This window comes from Bradyrhizobium sp. CFUWI, assembly GCF_056429085.1.
Window position 1 is genome coordinate 119,533 of sequence record NZ_JBWJZE010000005.1, and the last position, 15,847, is coordinate 135,379.

At 65.3% G+C, this 15,847-nt stretch carries 12 protein-coding genes; 2 read left to right on the forward strand and 10 right to left on the reverse strand.

What is annotated here, in order from left to right:
- Window positions 1–63 precede the first annotated feature (63 nt).
- Together AC066S_RS13205 and AC066S_RS13210 are read right to left on the reverse strand one after the other, a co-directional pair.
- Entirely contained in the window at window positions 64–519 is a 456-nt protein-coding gene (locus tag AC066S_RS13205; RefSeq protein WP_478269888.1) for a GNAT family N-acetyltransferase, read from the reverse strand.
- Window positions 520–525: 6 nt separating this feature from the next.
- The gene (locus AC066S_RS13210) at window positions 526–1,452 is read right to left on the reverse strand and encodes a hydrogen peroxide-inducible genes activator (RefSeq protein ID WP_375158175.1); all 927 of its coding nucleotides are present in this window, start codon (window positions 1,450–1,452) and stop codon (window positions 526–528) included.
- Window positions 1,453–1,566: 114 nt separating this feature from the next.
- On the opposite strand from AC066S_RS13210, the gene katG reads away from it, so the two are divergent.
- Window positions 1,567–3,732 carry a catalase/peroxidase HPI gene (gene katG, locus AC066S_RS13215; protein ID WP_478269889.1) on the forward strand — a complete coding sequence of 722 codons (2,166 nt, stop codon included), beginning with the start codon at window positions 1,567–1,569 and terminating at the stop codon, window positions 3,730–3,732.
- A 207-nt stretch (window positions 3,733–3,939) separates the two neighbouring features.
- Here the strand turns inward: katG and pnp are convergent, their stop codons facing one another.
- From pnp to rimP, 8 genes are all read right to left on the reverse strand, one after another.
- The gene (pnp, locus tag AC066S_RS13220; protein WP_126257003.1) at window positions 3,940–6,096 is read right to left on the reverse strand and encodes a polyribonucleotide nucleotidyltransferase; all 2,157 of its coding nucleotides are present in this window, start codon (window positions 6,094–6,096) and stop codon (window positions 3,940–3,942) included.
- Between the two features lie 380 nt (window positions 6,097–6,476).
- Complete coding sequence (rpsO, locus tag AC066S_RS13225; protein ID WP_028133641.1) at window positions 6,477–6,746, reverse strand: 30S ribosomal protein S15; 270 nt, start codon at window positions 6,744–6,746, stop codon at window positions 6,477–6,479.
- Window positions 6,747–6,748: 2 nt separating this feature from the next.
- Window positions 6,749–7,867: a tRNA pseudouridine(55) synthase TruB gene (gene truB, locus AC066S_RS13230; protein ID WP_164718520.1), complete on the reverse strand. Its 1,119-nt coding sequence runs from the start codon at window positions 7,865–7,867 to the stop codon at window positions 6,749–6,751.
- Entirely contained in the window at window positions 7,864–8,310 is a 447-nt protein-coding gene (gene rbfA / locus AC066S_RS13235; RefSeq protein ID WP_478269890.1) for a 30S ribosome-binding factor RbfA, read from the reverse strand. Before rbfA ends, truB begins: the two co-directional genes overlap by 4 nt.
- Before the next feature lie 154 nt (window positions 8,311–8,464).
- Window positions 8,465–11,164, reverse strand: a complete 2,700-nt coding sequence (infB, locus tag AC066S_RS13240) for a translation initiation factor IF-2 (RefSeq protein ID WP_135170049.1) — start codon at window positions 11,162–11,164, stop codon at window positions 8,465–8,467.
- Window positions 11,165–11,234: 70 nt separating this feature from the next.
- Window positions 11,235–11,918 (reverse strand): RNA-binding protein, encoded by a 684-nt coding sequence (locus tag AC066S_RS13245; protein ID WP_135170048.1) that lies wholly within the window; start codon window positions 11,916–11,918, stop codon window positions 11,235–11,237.
- 77 nt (window positions 11,919–11,995) lie between these two features.
- The gene (nusA, locus tag AC066S_RS13250) at window positions 11,996–13,606 is read right to left on the reverse strand and encodes a transcription termination factor NusA (protein WP_135170047.1); all 1,611 of its coding nucleotides are present in this window, start codon (window positions 13,604–13,606) and stop codon (window positions 11,996–11,998) included.
- Between the two features lie 2 nt (window positions 13,607–13,608).
- Window positions 13,609–14,364: a ribosome maturation factor RimP gene (rimP, locus tag AC066S_RS13255; RefSeq protein WP_126257008.1), complete on the reverse strand. Its 756-nt coding sequence runs from the start codon at window positions 14,362–14,364 to the stop codon at window positions 13,609–13,611.
- Between the two features lie 359 nt (window positions 14,365–14,723).
- Between rimP and AC066S_RS13260 the strand changes: the two genes are divergently transcribed.
- Complete coding sequence (locus AC066S_RS13260; protein ID WP_126257009.1) at window positions 14,724–15,806, forward strand: DUF2336 domain-containing protein; 1,083 nt, start codon at window positions 14,724–14,726, stop codon at window positions 15,804–15,806.
- Window positions 15,807–15,847 lie beyond the last annotated feature (41 nt).

The window sequence follows — 15,847 nt, forward strand, 5'->3', positions numbered from 1 at the left end:
TGAGAATGCGAGAGTTGCAAAACTAGAGCGTGCAAGCCGCGCCCGCAAGTGTAGCGCGGGGTTTCAATCTGCCTTCTTCCACCGATAATATTTCATCGTGAATCCGTTTGACGGCTCGATCTCTTCCTTCTCGAACACAAAACCTTCGCGCTCGTACCAGCGCCAGGCTTTTTCGTTCTCGCGGACGCAACGCAGATACATCTCATCCGGCATTTGCGTGCGGGTGAAGGCGAGCAATTGCCGGCCGAGCGATTGGCCCTGATAGGCGGGCGCGACGAAGAGCATGTCGAGATAGCGCCTCGGCACATGCAGCGCCAGCATGGCGGCGATGGTGCCGCGATCGTCGGCGACGAACAGGCTCCAGCCGTCCTCGATCTCGCGCCGGATCCGCGCGCGCAGGTTTGCCAGCAGGAAGTCGCTGGCCTCGCCGAGCCCGGTCGAGACCCAGCTGTCCATCCAGACGCGGCCGACCTCATCGTATTCGTCTGCGCCGGCGGGACGGATGAGCGGAGGCGACATCGGACGCTAGGCTCTCTGGCTGCGCACGGATTGCCGCGCCCGCACCTTGCCGGCCGACAGGCACACCACCTCGGAAATCTGCAGCAGCTGCCGGGCCAGCGGGCTGGTCTTGCGCCAGACCATGCCGATGGTGCGGGACGGCTGCGGATCGCGGAAGCGCGCGAGCGAGACCGAGGCCGATCGCGTCTCCACCGGCACCGCCATCTCCGGGATCAGTGTCACGCCGATGCCGGCGCTGACCATCTGCACCAGCGTCGACAGCGAATTGGCATCGAGCATCTCGCGCGGCGGCGCCGACTGCATGTTGCAGAACGACAGCGCCTGATCGCGGAAGCAGTGACCCTCTTCGAGCAGCAACAGCCGCATCTCGCGCATCATCTCGCGCGAGGGGGCCGGTGTGCCCTCGTCGGAGCCCGGCCGGACCAGCAGGAATTTTTCCTCGAACAGGGCGACCTCGGTGAGCGAGGGCTCCGAAACCGGCAATGCGACGATGGCGGTGTCGAGCCGCCCCTCCACCAGCTCCTGGATCAGCCGCGGCGTCATGGTCTCGCGCACGCGGATATCGAGCTCCGGATGCAGGCGCGTGAGATTCTTGGTGATCGTCGGCAGGAGGTAAGGCGCGATGGTCGGGATCATGCCGATGCGCAAGCGGCCGGCAAACCGGTCCTGCGATGCGCGGGCGAAATCGCCGAGCTCATCGACCGAGCGCAGGATGTCGCGGACGCGCTGGGAGAGCTCCTCGCCGAACCGCGTCAGCGCCACCTGGCGCGCGCTGCGCTCCAGCAGCAGCCCGCCCAGCGCCTCCTCCAACTCCTTGATCTGCATCGACAAGGCCGGCTGCGAGATGGAGCAGGCCTCGGCCGCGCGGCCGAAATGGCCATGACGCGCCAGCGCATCGAAATACCGGAGCTGGCGGAGCGTCACGTTCAGCATCAGCAAATCTTATTGCAGCGATCATTAAAGTCAACTTCCCCTGATCGAACGCGACGCTTAGAGTGGTTCTACCTGGTCAAAGGCGCGAGTTCGACGCCACCAGAGGAGGTATTCATGGACGACACTTCGAAGTGCCCGTTTTCGGGCGGAAAACCCACGCGCGTGAACCGCGACTGGTGGCCGACGCAGCTCAATATCGAGGTGCTGCACAAGAATTCCGACAAGTCCGATCCGATGGGGAAGGACTTCGATTACGCCAAGGAGTTCAAGTCGCTCGATCTCAACGCGGTGATCAAGGACCTGACCGCGCTGATGACGGATTCGCAGGAATGGTGGCCGGCCGATTTCGGTCATTATGGCGGCCTCATGATCCGCATGGCCTGGCATAGCGCGGGCACCTATCGCATCACCGACGGCCGCGGTGGCGCCGGCGCCGGACAGCAGCGCTTTGCACCGCTCAACAGCTGGCCCGACAACGCCAATCTCGACAAGGCGCGCCGTCTGCTGTGGCCGATCAAGCAGAAATATGGCCGCAAGCTCTCCTGGGCCGATCTGATGGTGCTCGCCGGCAACGTCGCGCTGGAATCGATGGGCTTCAAGACCTTCGGTTTCGCCGGCGGCCGTGCCGACGTCTGGGAGCCGGAAGAGCTGTATTGGGGGCCCGAGGGCACCTGGCTCGGCGACGAGCGCTACAGCGGCGAACGCCAGCTCGCCGAGCCGCTCGGCGCGGTGCAGATGGGCCTCATCTACGTCAATCCGGAAGGCCCCAACGGCAAGCCGGATCCGGTCGCAGCGGCCAAGGACATCCGCGAGACCTTCGCCCGCATGGCGATGAACGACGAGGAGACCGTCGCGCTGATCGCCGGCGGCCACAGCTTCGGCAAGACCCACGGCGCGGGCGATCCCTCGCTGGTTGGACCGGAGCCGGAAGCGGGCGCGCTGGAGGATCAGGGCCTCGGCTGGAAGAGCAAGCACGCGTCGGGTCTCGCGGGCGATGCCATCACCAGCGGTCTCGAGGTGACATGGACGACGACGCCGACGAAGTGGAGCAACAACTTCTTCGAGAACCTGTTCAATTTCGAATGGGAGCTGACCAAGAGCCCGGGTGGTGCGCAGCAGTGGACGGCCAAGGGGGCCGACGCGATCATTCCCGATGCTTTCGACAAGTCGAAGAAGCATCGGCCGACGATGCTGACGACCGACCTCTCGCTGCGCTTCGATCCCGCCTATGAGAAGATCTCGCGCCGCTTCCTGGAGCACCCGGATCAGTTCGCGGACGCCTTCGCCCGCGCCTGGTTCAAGCTCACCCATCGCGACATGGGACCGATCCAGCGCTATCTCGGCCCGCTGGTGCCGAAGGAGACGCTGATCTGGCAGGACCCGATTCCGGCGGTGAACCACGAGCTGGTCAGCGAGCAGGACATCGCCGCGCTGAAGAGCAAGATCCTGGCATCGGGCTTGTCGGTGTCCGAGCTGGTCTCGACCGCCTGGGCGTCGGCCTCGACGTTCCGCGGCTCGGACAAGCGCGGCGGCGCCAACGGCGCGCGCATTCGCCTGGCTCCGCAGAAGGACTGGGAGGTGAACGAACCGGCGCAGCTGTCGAAGGTGCTCGGCAAGCTGGAGGCGATCCAGAAGGACTTCAACGCCTCGTCGGGCGCGAAGAAGGTCTCGCTGGCGGACCTCATCGTCCTCGGCGGCACCGCTGCGGTCGAGAAGGCCGCGAAGGATGCCGGCGTCGACGTCAAGGTCGGCTTCACGCCGGGCCGCATGGATGCTTCGCAGGAGCAGACCGATGTGGAATCTTTCGCACCGCTCGAGCCGCGGGCCGATGGCTTCCGCAACTACATCGGCAAGCGGCATCAGTTCATGCAACAGGAAGAGGCACTGGTCGATCGTGCACAGCTCCTGAGGCTGACCGGTCCGGAGATGACCGTGCTGGTCGGCGGCCTGCGTGTGCTCGGTGCCAATGCGAACGGTTCGAAGCATGGCGTCCTCACGTCGAAGGTGGGAACGCTCAGCAACGACTTCTTCGTCAACCTGCTCGACATGAGCGCGCAGTGGACGCCGGTCGCCGACGGCAGCTACGAAGCACGCGACCGCAAGACCAATGCGGTGAAGTGGACCGGCACGCGCGTCGATCTGATCTTCGGCGCGCACTCTCAGCTCCGCGCCTTCGCCGAGGTCTACGCGACCTCGGATGCGAAGCAGAAGTTCGTGCAGGACTTCGCCAAGGCCTGGACCAAGGTGATGAACCTCGACCGCTACGACATCGTGGCGTGAGGCCGGTACACCTCTCCCGCTTGCGGGAGAGGTCGGTGCGAAGCACCGGGTGAGGGCTCTCACCTCGTTGGGAATCTCTCTGAGGAAGCAGCCCTCTCCCCGACCCTCTCCCGCAAGCGGGAGAGGGGGCGCAGATCGCCCGGAGCGAGCACAAAACAAAAAGGGCGGCCTTTCGGCCGCCCTTCGTGTTTTCGATAAGTAGCAGACTTACTCGCCGGCGGCTTCGCGCGGGGCCTTCTCGCCCTCGCCGCCCTTGCCCTCAAGGTCTTCGCCGGTGGTCTGGTCGACCACCTTCATCGACAGGCGGGTCTTGCCGCGATCGTCGAAGCCGAGCAGCTTGACCTTGACCTTGTCGCCTTCCTTGACGACGTCGGAGGTCTTCTGCACGCGGTTGGCCGCGAGCTGGCTGATGTGAACGAGGCCGTCCTTGGAGCCGAAGAAGTTCACGAACGCGCCGAACTCCATCACCTTGACCACGGTGCCGTCGTAGATCTGGCCGACTTCCGGATCGGACGCGATCGACTTGATCCACTTGATCGCGGCCTTCATCGCCTCGCCGTCGCTGGAAGCGACCTTCACGGTGCCGTCGTCCTCGATGTTGACCTTGGCGCCGGTCTTCTCGACGATCTCGCGGATCACCTTGCCGCCGGTGCCGATCACTTCGCGGATCTTGTCGGTGGCGATCTTGAAGGTCTCGATGCGAGGCGCGTACTCGCCGAGCTCGGCGCGCGCGTTGGTGAGCGCCTTCGCCATCTCGCCGAGGATGTGAATACGACCTTCCTTGGCCTGGCCGAGCGCCACCTTCATGATCTCTTCGGTGATGCCCTCGATCTTGATGTCCATCTGGAGCGAGGTGATGCCCGCTTCCGTGCCGGCCACCTTGAAGTCCATGTCGCCGAGATGGTCTTCGTCACCGAGGATGTCGGAGAGAACCGCGAAGCGCTTGTCTTCGAGGATCAGGCCCATCGCGATGCCCGCGGTCGGCCGCTTCAACGGCACGCCGGCGTCCATCAGCGCCAGCGAGGCGCCGCAGACCGAGGCCATCGAGGACGAGCCGTTCGACTCGGTGATCTCCGAGACCACGCGGATCGTGTAGGGGAACTCGTGATGCGGCGGCAGCACCGGGTGGATCGCGCGCCAGGCCAGCTTGCCGTGGCCGATCTCGCGCCGCTTGGTGCCGCCGAGGCGGCCGGTCTCACCGACCGAGTAGGGAGGGAAGTTGTAGTGCAGCAGGAACGTTTCCTTGTACGTTCCGGACAGCGCGTCGATGTACTGCTCGTCTTCGCCGGTGCCGAGCGTGGTGACGACCAGGCCCTGGGTCTCGCCGCGGGTGAACAGCGCCGAGCCGTGGGCGCGGGGCAGCACGCCGACTTCGGCGACGATGTTGCGCACGGTCTTGCTGTCGCGACCGTCGATGCGCTTGCCGGTGTCGAGGATGTTCCAGCGAACGATCTTGGCTTCGAGTTCCTTGAACACGGCGCCGATACGCAGCTTGTCGTATTTCGGCTCCTGCCCTTCGGGGAAGTAGTGCGCGATCACCTTTTCCTTGACCTTGCCGACCGCGGCGTAGCGATCCTGCTTGACCGGAATGGCATAGGCGGCGCGCAGCTCCTGCTCGACGAGGCCGAGCATTTCCTTCTCGAGCGCGGCGTTGTCGATGACGGTGACTTCGCGCGGCTCCTTGGCGGCCTTCTCGGCCAGCTCGATGATGGCGTTGATCACCGGCTGGAAGTGGCGGTGACCGAACATCACCGCGCCGAGCATGATGTCTTCGTTCAGTTCCTTGGCTTCCGATTCCACCATCAGAACGGCGTCGGCGGTGCCGGCGACGACGAGGTCGAGCTGGGTGTCGACCATCTCGTCGAGCGTCGGGTTGAGTACATATTCGTCGTTGACGAAGCCGACGCGGGCCGCGCCGATCGGGCCCTTGAACGGAGCGCCGGACAGGGTCAGCGCAGCGGACGAGGCCACCAGCGCGACGATATCGGGATCGTTCTCCATGTCGTGCGACAGCACGGTGGCGATCACCTGGGTCTCGTTGCGCCAGCCATCGACGAACAGCGGGCGGATCGGACGGTCGATCAGGCGGGAGACCAGCGTTTCCTTCTCGGTCGGACGGCCCTCGCGCTTGAAATAGCCGCCGGGAATGCGGCCCGCAGCGTAGGTCTTTTCCTGGTAGTCGACGGTCAGCGGCAGGAAGTCGACGCCTTCGCGCGGCGCCTTCGCCGCGACGACGGTGGCAAGCACCACGGTCTCGCCATAGGTGGCGACGACGGCGCCATCGGCCTGGCGGGCGATCTTGCCGGTTTCAAGCTTGAGAGGGCGTCCGCCCCAGTCGATCTCGACTGAATGCTTATTGAACATAGAGGTCTTCTTTCATGGTTTCTCGAAAGAGGGGACGGCTCTCGAAAAACAAAAACCATGCGCAAGATTGCGGGACGCTGATCGGAGCGGATGATCAGCGTCCTGCGATCCTGCCATGGTTTTTGGATTTCGGATGGCGTCCATCCTTTCGGGTCATACGGGCGCCTTGCCCGTTGTGCCCAGCCGCCGGATTGCTGCTGGACTGTCAGTCGGCACGAACGCGAACACCGAACCTTCGGTCTTCGCCCTTCATGCCCCGGATGCCGGCCGTCAACGGCCCGCATCCGACGCGCGCGCAGCCTCGATCAAAAAGCTTAAAATAAGCGCCTTCGTTCGAAACCGCGTGCGAAAACGCGCGCCGGTGGCGCGCGCAGGAACTCTTAACGACGAATGTTGTGCTTCTCGAGCAGCGCCTTGTACCGCGCCTCGTCCTTCTTCTTGAGGTAGTCGAGAAGCGAGCGGCGGGTCGAGACCAGCTTCAACAGGCCGCGACGCGAATGGTTGTCCTTCACGTGGGTCTTGAAATGGCTGGTGAGGTTGTTGATGCGTTCCGACAGGATTGCGACCTGAACCTCGGGCGAGCCGGTGTCGCCGGCTTTGGTGGCATTCGTCTTGATGACTTCCGCTTTGCGTTCTGCGGCAATCGACATCGTCAATTTCTCTCGTTGCGACCGGGGCTGGCAGTCAGGCCGGTCAGGTTGAACACACGCTTGGGGATGATTTCGCCATTGCCGACTTCAGCAAGCGCGAGAAGCCGGCCTGCCACCGTGACATAGACTGTGCCGCTACAAGTGGGCGCATCCCGTCCGCGCAACAAAACGGCCTGGCCCCGATGGAGCCTTGCCGCATCAGCCCGAGTGACGGCCAGTGCCGGGATGTCGTCCAGCGCGGTCTCAACGGGCAAAAGCGCGTCGGCGAGGCTGCCCTCGCCGGACGCGGCTCTATCGCACAAAGCCTCCAACTGATCCAGCGGAATCATGTCGTTTTCGCCAAATGGGCCGACCAGGGTCCGCCTGAGCGCGCAGATATGGCCAAAAGTGCCGAGAATCCGGCCCATATCGCGGGCCAGCGCCCGGACATAGGTGCCCTTGCCGCATTCGGCCTCGAACACGGCGTGGTCGTTATCCGGTTGATCCACAAGGGTTAAATGGTGAATCTCGACCGGGCGGGGGGCCAGCTCCACGACCTCGCCGTCGCGGGCAAGGTCGTAGGCGCGCTCGCCCTGGACCTTGATCGCGGAATAGCGCGGCGGGATCTGCTCGATCACCCCGGTGAAGCGGGGCAGCAGGGCCAGAATGGCCTCCCGGGTCGGACGCTGCTCGGATGTCGCGGTCACCCGGCCCTCGATGTCGTCGGTGTCGCGCTCCTCGCCCCAGCACACTGTGAACTGGTAGCGCTTGCGGCCGTCCATGACGAAGGGAACGGTCTTGGTGGCCTCCCCGAGCGCGATCGGCAGCCCGCCCGAGGCGAGCGGATCGAGCGTGCCGGCGTGTCCGGCGCGCTTGGCGTTGAACAGGCGCTTGAGCACCGCAACCGCCTGCGTCGAGGTCATGCCGATCGGCTTGTCGAGCACGACCCAGCCGTGGACGTCGCGCCGGTCGCGGCGGACCTGGTTGCCCTTCTGCTGCTTGGCGCGCGGATCGTTGTTGACGCGGCGCGGCTCGTGATGCGGCTCCGAATTGCCGTCCATCTCCGCGAAATTATTTTTCTGCACGTCGCGCTGATCGGCCTGTTCGCCGCTGATCGTGTCGTGAGCCGGGTCCATCGTCATCGTTCTTCTTCCCGATCCGTCTCCGGATCCTGTTCCAAGTCCTGTTCGAGGTCCTTTTGCACCGCAGGTGTTCGCAAAAGCTTCTCGATCCGTTCCGCTTCGTCGAATCGTTCGTCGACGCGGAAGCGAATGTCGGGTGCAAATTTCAGGTTAACGCGCCGCGCGACCTCGCCGCGCAGGAACTTCTTGTTGCGTGCGAGCGCAGCGAGGACGATCTCGGTGTCGCGGCCACCGAGCGGCATCACGTAGACCGTCGCGAGCTTCAGGTCGGGCGACATCCGCACCTCCGGCACGGTGATGATGTGACCCTCGAGATCCGCATCATGCACATTGCCTTGCGCCAGAATATCGGCCATCGCGTGGCGAACCTGCTCGCCGACGCGCAACTGACGTTGCGAGCCACCGCCGGGTGAGGAACTCTTTTTCTGATGATGGCGTGGCATTCTCGAAATCACCTCGTCATGCCCGTGTTCGGGACACGGGCATTGTCACTTGTCCTGTTGAAACGAAGAGGGGTGGATGGCCGGAAAAAATCCGGCAATCGCACTCCCGCAATTTCAGCTCAAAAAGATCCGGGCGCTTCGGTAAGATTTGGACTTACAGGGAGCGCTGGATCGTCTCCACGCGGTAACACTCGATCACGTCACCGGCACGCATGTCGTGGTAGTTCTCGAAGGCCATGCCGCATTCCTGACCGGACTGGACTTCCTTCACTTCGTCCTTGAAGCGCTTCAGCGTCGAGAGCTTGCCCTCGTGCACGACGACGTTATCGCGGATCAGGCGCACATTGGCGCCGCGTTCCACGGTACCGTCGGTGACGCGGCAGCCTGCGACCTTGCCGACCTTGGAGATGTTGAAGATCTCCAGGATCGCGGCATTGCCGAGCATGGTTTCGCGCAAGGTAGGCGCGAGCAGGCCGCTCATCGCCTTCTTCACGTCGTCCACGAGATCGTAGATGATGTTGTAGTAGCGGATCTCGATGCCGTTGCGCTTGGCGGCCGCAGCGGCTTCCTTGTTGGCACGAACCGAGAAGCCGATGATCGCGGCGTTGAAGCCTTCGGCCAGCGTCACGTCGGATTCCGAGATACCGCCGACGCCGGCATGCAGGATGCGGGCTGCGACTTCGTCGGTGCCGAGCTTCTCCAGCGAGCCGAGGATCGCTTCCAGCGAGCCCTGCACGTCGGCCTTGATGATCAGCGGGAATTCCTTGCGGCCCGCGGTCTTCAATTGCGACATCATCTGCTCGAGCGAGCCGCGCATGCCGGAGATCGAGGCCGCCGCGTTCTCGCGCTTCTGGTGCGCGCGGTAGCTGGTGACCTGGCGGGCGCGGGCTTCGTTCTCGACCACGGCGAGACGGTCGCCGGCTTCCGGCGGACCGTTAAAGCCGAGCACTTCGACCGGCACCGACGGACCTGCTTCCTGCACGGTCTCGCCCTGATCGGAGATCAGCGCGCGGACGCGGCCCATCTCGGCGCCCGCGACGATGATGTCGCCGACGCGGAGCGTGCCGCGCTGGACCAGCACGGTCGCGACCGGGCCGCGGCCGCGGTCGAGCTTGGCCTCGATCACGGTGCCCTCGGCCGGCCGTTCCGAATTGGTCTTGAGGTCGAGGATGTCGGCCTGGAGCGCGATCATCTCGAGCAGCTTGTCGAGATTGGTCTTGTTCTTGGCGGACACCTCGACATCGACGACGTCGCCGCCGAAGGATTCGACCTGCACCTCGTGCTGGAGCAGCTCGGTGCGCACGCGCTCGGGCTTGGCGTCGGGCTTATCGATCTTGTTGATGGCAACGATGATCGGCACGCGCGCGGCCTTGGCGTGATTGATGGCTTCGACCGTCTGCGGCATCACGCCGTCGTCGGCCGCGACCACCAGCACGACGATGTCGGTGACCTTGGCGCCGCGGGCGCGCATCGCGGTGAACGCGGCGTGGCCGGGCGTGTCGATGAAGGTGATCTTCTTGCCGCTCTCGGGCGATACCACCTGATAGGCGCCGATATGCTGGGTGATGCCGCCGGCTTCGCCGGAGACGACGTTGGCGTGACGGAGCGCATCGAGCAGCGAGGTCTTGCCGTGGTCGACGTGACCCATCACGGTCACCACGGGCGAGCGCGTCTCGGTGTCGGTGGAATCGTCGACCTGGTCGAACAGGCCCTCTTCGACGTCGGAGGCGGCAACGCGCTTGACGGTGTGACCCAGCTCCTCCGCGATCAGCTGCGCGGTGTCGGCGTCGATCACGTCGGTGATCTTATGCATCGCGCCCTGCTTCATCAGCATGCGGATGACGTCGACCGCGCGTTCGGCCATGCGGTTGGCGAGTTCCTGGATGGTGATCGCTTCCGGGATGACCACCTCGCGGATCAGCTTCTCCTTGGGCTCGTTCGAGGCGTGGCCCTTCAGGCGCTGGGTGCGGCGGCGGAACGAGGCGATCGAGCGCTCGCGGACTTCGTCGGCGTTGAGCGCGGTGACGACCGTCAGGCGGCCGCGCTCTTTCTGCGGGCCGGGCTTGTGGGTGGTCTTGGGGGCCGCGGCAGGACGCGCGGCGCCGCCGGGACCGCGACGGATCTGGCGCGGACCATCGTCCTCGTCGGGTCCGGCTGCGACCGCGGGTGCGCGACCCAAAGGTCCGCCGGCCGGTCGCGGCGTGCTGGTTCCAGGGCGCGCTGTCGTCGTTCCCGGGCGTGCCGTCGCGGTTCCGGTTCGCGCTGCGGGCGCTCCGGGCCGCGATGTTGCAGCGGCCGGGGCCGCCACCGCGGCGCGCGGCGCGGATTGCGGCTGCTCGCCTTCGCCGAAACGCTTCTTGGCCTCGGTCTCGGCCTTGCGCTTGGCCTCGTCCTCGTGGCGGTGGCGCTCTTCCTCGGCCTTGCGGCGGGATTCGGCGGCCTCGCGCTCGGCGCGTTCGGCGGCTTCGCGGACCGCGCGGCGCTGGGCCTCTTCCTCGGCCTGACGGCGCTCTTCGACTTCGCGCACCTTGGCATCGGCCAGCGCGCTGGCGCGGGCGGAGCGTTCGTCCTCGGTCAGCGTGCGCAGCACCACGCCGGAGCCGGCGTTGCGCGGCGGCGCGGGGCGCGACGGGGCGGGCGTGGGCGCGGCCGGCGCGGGCTTCGCCACCTCGGCAGCCTGCGGCTCGGGGGTACCGTCGATGCGGCGCTTGCCGCGCTTCTCGACCACGACCTGCTTGCTGCGGCCATGGCTGAAGCTCTGGCGCACAGTGCCCGTTTCGACGCGCGGCTTGAGCGATAGCGTCTTGCTCGGAACGCTCAGCTTCTTGTCGCCAGGGGTCTTGGTATCAACCATTCAGCAGTCCTAATCCTGATTTATCAGTGTTGTGCGTTGCCGCACCGTCCAATTGGGTCGTCGTTGTCGCTCAGAAATCCTGGCCGTGCTCTTCGGCAGTCTTGTCATCGTCCGCCATCCGGTATCGGACCAGCATCTGGCTACGTGACAGGAATGACTTGCTCGCCGGGCCCGCGAGCAGGGCAGCATGTATCACATTTGACCGGGTCAGTGCCAAATCCAATTCTACCGATTTCAGCGCGGTGACGACGGGAATCTGCGGCTTGGCGCCGCGATTTCCGGCATTTTGACGTGCCAGCATGTCCAATTTGCGGATTCCGTCCGCGGCCCCGTCGCTGGCGTGGATCAGGACCTCGACCGTGCCCTCCTTCAGGGCGCTTTCGACCTTGCCGAAGCCGGTCACGATCTGGCCGGCCTTGGCGGCGATCCCAAGGGCTTCCGTCACGCTCCGAACCAGGAGCGCCTCGATGTCGGCAGGAAGCGTCTGGGGGATGCGCAGCTCGCGCTTGAAGGCTTTGCTAAATTGGTGACGCCGTACCGCTTCCGCAACCACCCCGCGGGAGGCCGTGAGCCACATGCCGCGTCCGGGCAGCTTGCGCTTGAGATCTGGAACTACGTCGCCCTGCGGCGAAATAACGAAGCGGATCAGCTCGTCGATCGGCCGGACCTGCCGACTGACAGCGCACATCCGCATGGTCGCGGACCTTTCGGTCCGCGGTCCATGGTCGAGTTCGCTGTCAATATTGGCGAGCATCCGGGCGACATCCTCCTTCGCCTTCTAAATCGCGTGTTCTCTAAGCAAGACCGGCCTCCGCTTGCGCTGAATACGCCTCAAGCCGGCTGGTCTTCGGTCGCCTCAGCCTCCTCGGCGGGCTTGGCGAGATCGGCCTCGGTGATCCAGCCGGCCTTGACGCGGGCCTGCATGATCATCGCTTCGGCATCGTCGCGGGAGATATCGATGCCGTCGAGCGCGCCCGGATGTTTGGTGGGCTCGCCGCCTTCCTTGCGCTCGGTCCAGCCGACCAGATCGTCGGTGGCGCAGCCGGCGAGGTCCTCGACCGTCTTGATGTCGTTCTCGCCGAACTTCACCAGCATCTTGGAGGTGACGCCGGGCACGTCCTTGACGGCGTCCTCGACCCCGAGCTCCTTGCGCCTCGCCTCGATCTCGGCTTCCTGCTGCTCGAGATATTCGCGGGCACGGCTCTGGAGCTCCTGCGCGGTCTCCTCGTCGAAGCCCTCGATGCCGGCGAGTTCCTTGAGGTCCACCATGGCGAGTTCCTCGACCGAGGTGAAGCCCTCGGACGCCAGCAGCTGGCCGACCACTTCGTCGACGTTGAGCGATTCCATGAAGACGCGGGTGGAGTTCTCGAAGTCGGCCTGGCGGCGCTCCGATTCCTCCTGCTCGGTCAGGATGTCGATGTCCCAGCCGGTGAGCTGCGAGGCCAGACGCACGTTCTGGCCGCGGCGCCCGATCGCCAGCGAAAGCTGGTTGTTGGTGTCGGGCACGACGACCTCGATGCGCTCGCGGTCTTCGTCGATGACGACCTTGGACACTTCGGCCGGCGCCAGCGCGTTGACCACGAAGGTCGCGATATCCGGCGACCACGGAATGATGTCGATCTTCTCGCCCTGCAATTCGTTCACCACGGCCTGCACGCGCGAGCCGCGCATGCCGACGCAGGCGCCGACCGGATCGACCGAGGAATCGCGGGAAATCACGCCGATTTTCGCGCGCGAGCCCGGATCGCGGGCGACCGCCTTGATCTCGACGATCCCGTCATAGATCTCCGGCACTTCCTGCGCGAACAGCTTCGCCATGAACTGCGGATGGGTGCGGGAGAGGAAGATCTGCGGGCCGCGGGTTTCGCGGCGGACGTCGAAGATGTAGGCGCGGACCCGGTCGCCGTTGCGGAACACTTCGCGCGGCAGCATCTCGTCGCGGCGGATGATGGCCTCGCCGCGGCCGAGATCGACGATCACGCTGCCATATTCGACCCGCTTGACGACGCCGTTGACGATGTCGCCGATGCGGTCCTTGAATTCCTGGTATTGCCGGTCGCGCTCGGCCTCGCGCACCTTCTGCACGATCACCTGCTTGGCCGACTGCGCGGCGATCCGGCCATATTCCAGCGGCGGCAGGGTATCGGCGATGGTGTCGCCGACCTGGGCACCCGGATTGGCGCGCTGCGCGTCGACCAGCGAGATCTGGTTGGAATGATTTTCGACCTTGTCGACCACCAGCATGTGGCGCGACAGCCGCAGCTCGCCCTTCTTCGGGTCGATCTCGGCGTGAACGTCGGTCTCGCTGCCGTAACGGGCGCGCGCGGCCTTGGCGATGGCGTCCTCCATCGCCGCGATGACGATGCCGCGATCGATCGATTTCTCGCGCGCGACGGCGTCGGCGATCTGGAGCAATTCAAGTCGATTGGCGCTGACTGCCATGGCTAGTCTCCTTGGTCAGGATCGATCTCGCCGCGCCGCGCGCGTTCGGCGGCAAGGCGATGCTTCTTCGTGTTGGTCGGGGCCGGCTTCTTCTTCGGCTTGGTGTTCTTGGTGATCTTCGCGCTGATCTCCGCGTGCGGCGGAGCCGGCGGCTCCAGGCCGAGATCCCTGCGCATCTTGCGCTCCTCGGCCTTGCCGCGGCGCATGGATTCGGCGATCAGCTCGTCGGTCAGCACCAGGCGCGCCTCGCCGATATCCTCCATGGTCAGGAGCACGTCGGGATTGTCACCCGGCTTGGCGTCGTCGCGACGCAGGTGCACGCGGTCGCCTTCGACGGCACCGAGCGTGCCGCGGAACCGCTTGCGTCCCTCATGGGCGACCGCCATCTCGATCTTCACCAGATGGCCGCAATAGCGCTCGAAATCGGAACGGCGGACCAGCGGACGGTCGATCCCCGGCGAGGAAATTTCCAGCCGATAGGCGCGATCAATGGGGTCGGCGACATCGAGCACGGGGGAGAGCGCCCGCGAGATCGCCTCGCAATCTTCGAGCTGCATCGAGCCGTCCGGCCGCTCGGCCATGATCTGCACGGTGCAGCCGGCCTCGCCGGAAATGCGGATCCGCACCAGCCGATATCCCATGCCTTCCAGCACCGGCGCTGCGACCGCGGACACCCGTGCCGCCACGCCCGGCTCGACCACGAGTCTCGGCTCGGCCAGCAATTCGGCGTCCGTGGAACCAGGGTTCGGCTCGGTCATGTCCAGGGTCAGGCGCTCGATGGTTAAGGCTTGGTTAAGGTTTCAAAGCCCGCTTCGGAACTTCCCCGACACGCGTCGGGCCGCATCTTCCGCCACGCCGCGTTCAGGTAATAAAAAAGAGCGGGTCCTTTCGGGCCCACTCTCACTACGCGGATCGCATGAGAAGATGAATTGGCGCTGATATAGCGCTTTCCCCCTGCCCGGACAAGGCCCATTGCGGGGGAACGGGGCCTTTTTGCGCCGGTCCGCGACCCACCTGCGGCAACGCTTCCTTCACCTGGGCAGGCTAAATTCCCCGATTGTGGGGCGGCTTGGACCAAGGGCGCACCCGCGGCGTGCCCTGATCGAGTTGCGTTTTCATGACCGTTGCCACGTCGCTCATTCCCGGACTGGACGATATCGTCAAACGCGGCGATCCGCGGCGGCGCGGCGAGATCGCGCGCGCCATCTCCGAATTGTACTTCCAGGATTCTGCCAATCTTCGGCCCGAACTCATCGATCTCTTCGACAATCTCCTGATCGATCTCGTCCCGCATGCGGAGCTTGCCTCGCGCGCCGACCTCGCCGAGCGCTTCTCGCACCTGAACAACGCGCCCCCGCACCTGATCAATCAGCTCGCGCGCGAAAACGAGATCATGGTGGCGGGCCCCGTGCTGCGCCGCTCGCCCGTGCTCGATGACGCCGCTCTGGTCGAGATCGCGCGGCTGAAGGGCCAGGGCCATCTGCTGGCGATGACGGAGCGCCCGACATTGTCGGCTGCCATCACCGATGTGCTGGTCGAGCGCGGCGATCGCGACGTGGTGCGTCGCGCCGCCGGCAATGCCGGCGCGTCGTTCTCGCCCGGCAGCTATTCCGAGATGATCAAGCGCGCGGCGCGGGACGGCGTGCTGACGCTCAAGATCGGCCAGCGCAACGACCTTTCGGGCGAGAACCTGAAAGAGCTTCTCGACGGGACGCTCGACGTCATCCGCCGGCGCCTCTCCACTGTGGTCAATCCCGCGCGCCAGGTCGAGATCAAGCGCGCGCTGGCGGCGATCGAGGAAGCCGCGCTGCCGCCCGGACCCCGGCGCGACTTCTCGGCGGCCCAGCGCACGGTGCTCTCCTTGCATCGCGAGGGCCATCTCGGCGAGAGCGCGCTGCTCGGCTTCGCCAAGGCGAACAAATACGAGGAATCGATCGCCTCGCTCTCGGCGATGTCCGGCGTCCGCCTCTCGGTTCTCGAACGCCTGATTTCGGGCGACCGCTACGATCCGATTCTCATCGTCGGCCGCGTGCTGAATCTGGGCTGGCCCACGGTGCGCGCGCTCATCCTGCTCTGGTACGGACCGCATCGCATTCCCGCCGATGCCGACATCGAGGCCGCGCGCGCGAACTTCACGCGCCTGATGCCGACGACCGCCGAGCGCGTCGTGAATTTCTGGCGCAACCGGCAGACGATTTAGCGCCGCGCTCCGTCATTGCGAGCGGAGCGAAGCAATCCAGC

Bases quoted from the DNA above. Each gene is read 5' to 3' on its own strand.
- katG (WP_478269889.1), top strand. From the start codon at position 1,567: ATGGACGACACTTCGAAGTGCCCGTTTTCGGGCGGAAAACCCACGCGC.
- rpsO (WP_028133641.1), bottom strand. From the start codon at position 6,746: ATGTCGATTGCCGCAGAACGCAAAGCGGAAGTCATCAAGACGAATGCC.
- nusA (WP_135170047.1), bottom strand. From the start codon at position 13,606: ATGGCAGTCAGCGCCAATCGACTTGAATTGCTCCAGATCGCCGACGCC.
- AC066S_RS13245 (WP_135170048.1), bottom strand. From the start codon at position 11,918: ATGCTCGCCAATATTGACAGCGAACTCGACCATGGACCGCGGACCGAA.
- AC066S_RS13205 (WP_478269888.1), bottom strand. From the start codon at position 519: ATGTCGCCTCCGCTCATCCGTCCCGCCGGCGCAGACGAATACGATGAG.
- pnp (WP_126257003.1), bottom strand. From the start codon at position 6,096: ATGTTCAATAAGCATTCAGTCGAGATCGACTGGGGCGGACGCCCTCTC.
- rimP (WP_126257008.1), bottom strand. From the start codon at position 14,364: ATGACCGAGCCGAACCCTGGTTCCACGGACGCCGAATTGCTGGCCGAG.
- AC066S_RS13210 (WP_375158175.1), bottom strand. From the start codon at position 1,452: ATGCTGAACGTGACGCTCCGCCAGCTCCGGTATTTCGATGCGCTGGCG.
- rbfA (WP_478269890.1), bottom strand. From the start codon at position 8,310: ATGCCACGCCATCATCAGAAAAAGAGTTCCTCACCCGGCGGTGGCTCG.
- infB (WP_135170049.1), bottom strand. From the start codon at position 11,164: ATGGTTGATACCAAGACCCCTGGCGACAAGAAGCTGAGCGTTCCGAGC.
- AC066S_RS13260 (WP_126257009.1), top strand. From the start codon at position 14,724: ATGACCGTTGCCACGTCGCTCATTCCCGGACTGGACGATATCGTCAAA.
- truB (WP_164718520.1), bottom strand. From the start codon at position 7,867: ATGACGATGGACCCGGCTCACGACACGATCAGCGGCGAACAGGCCGAT.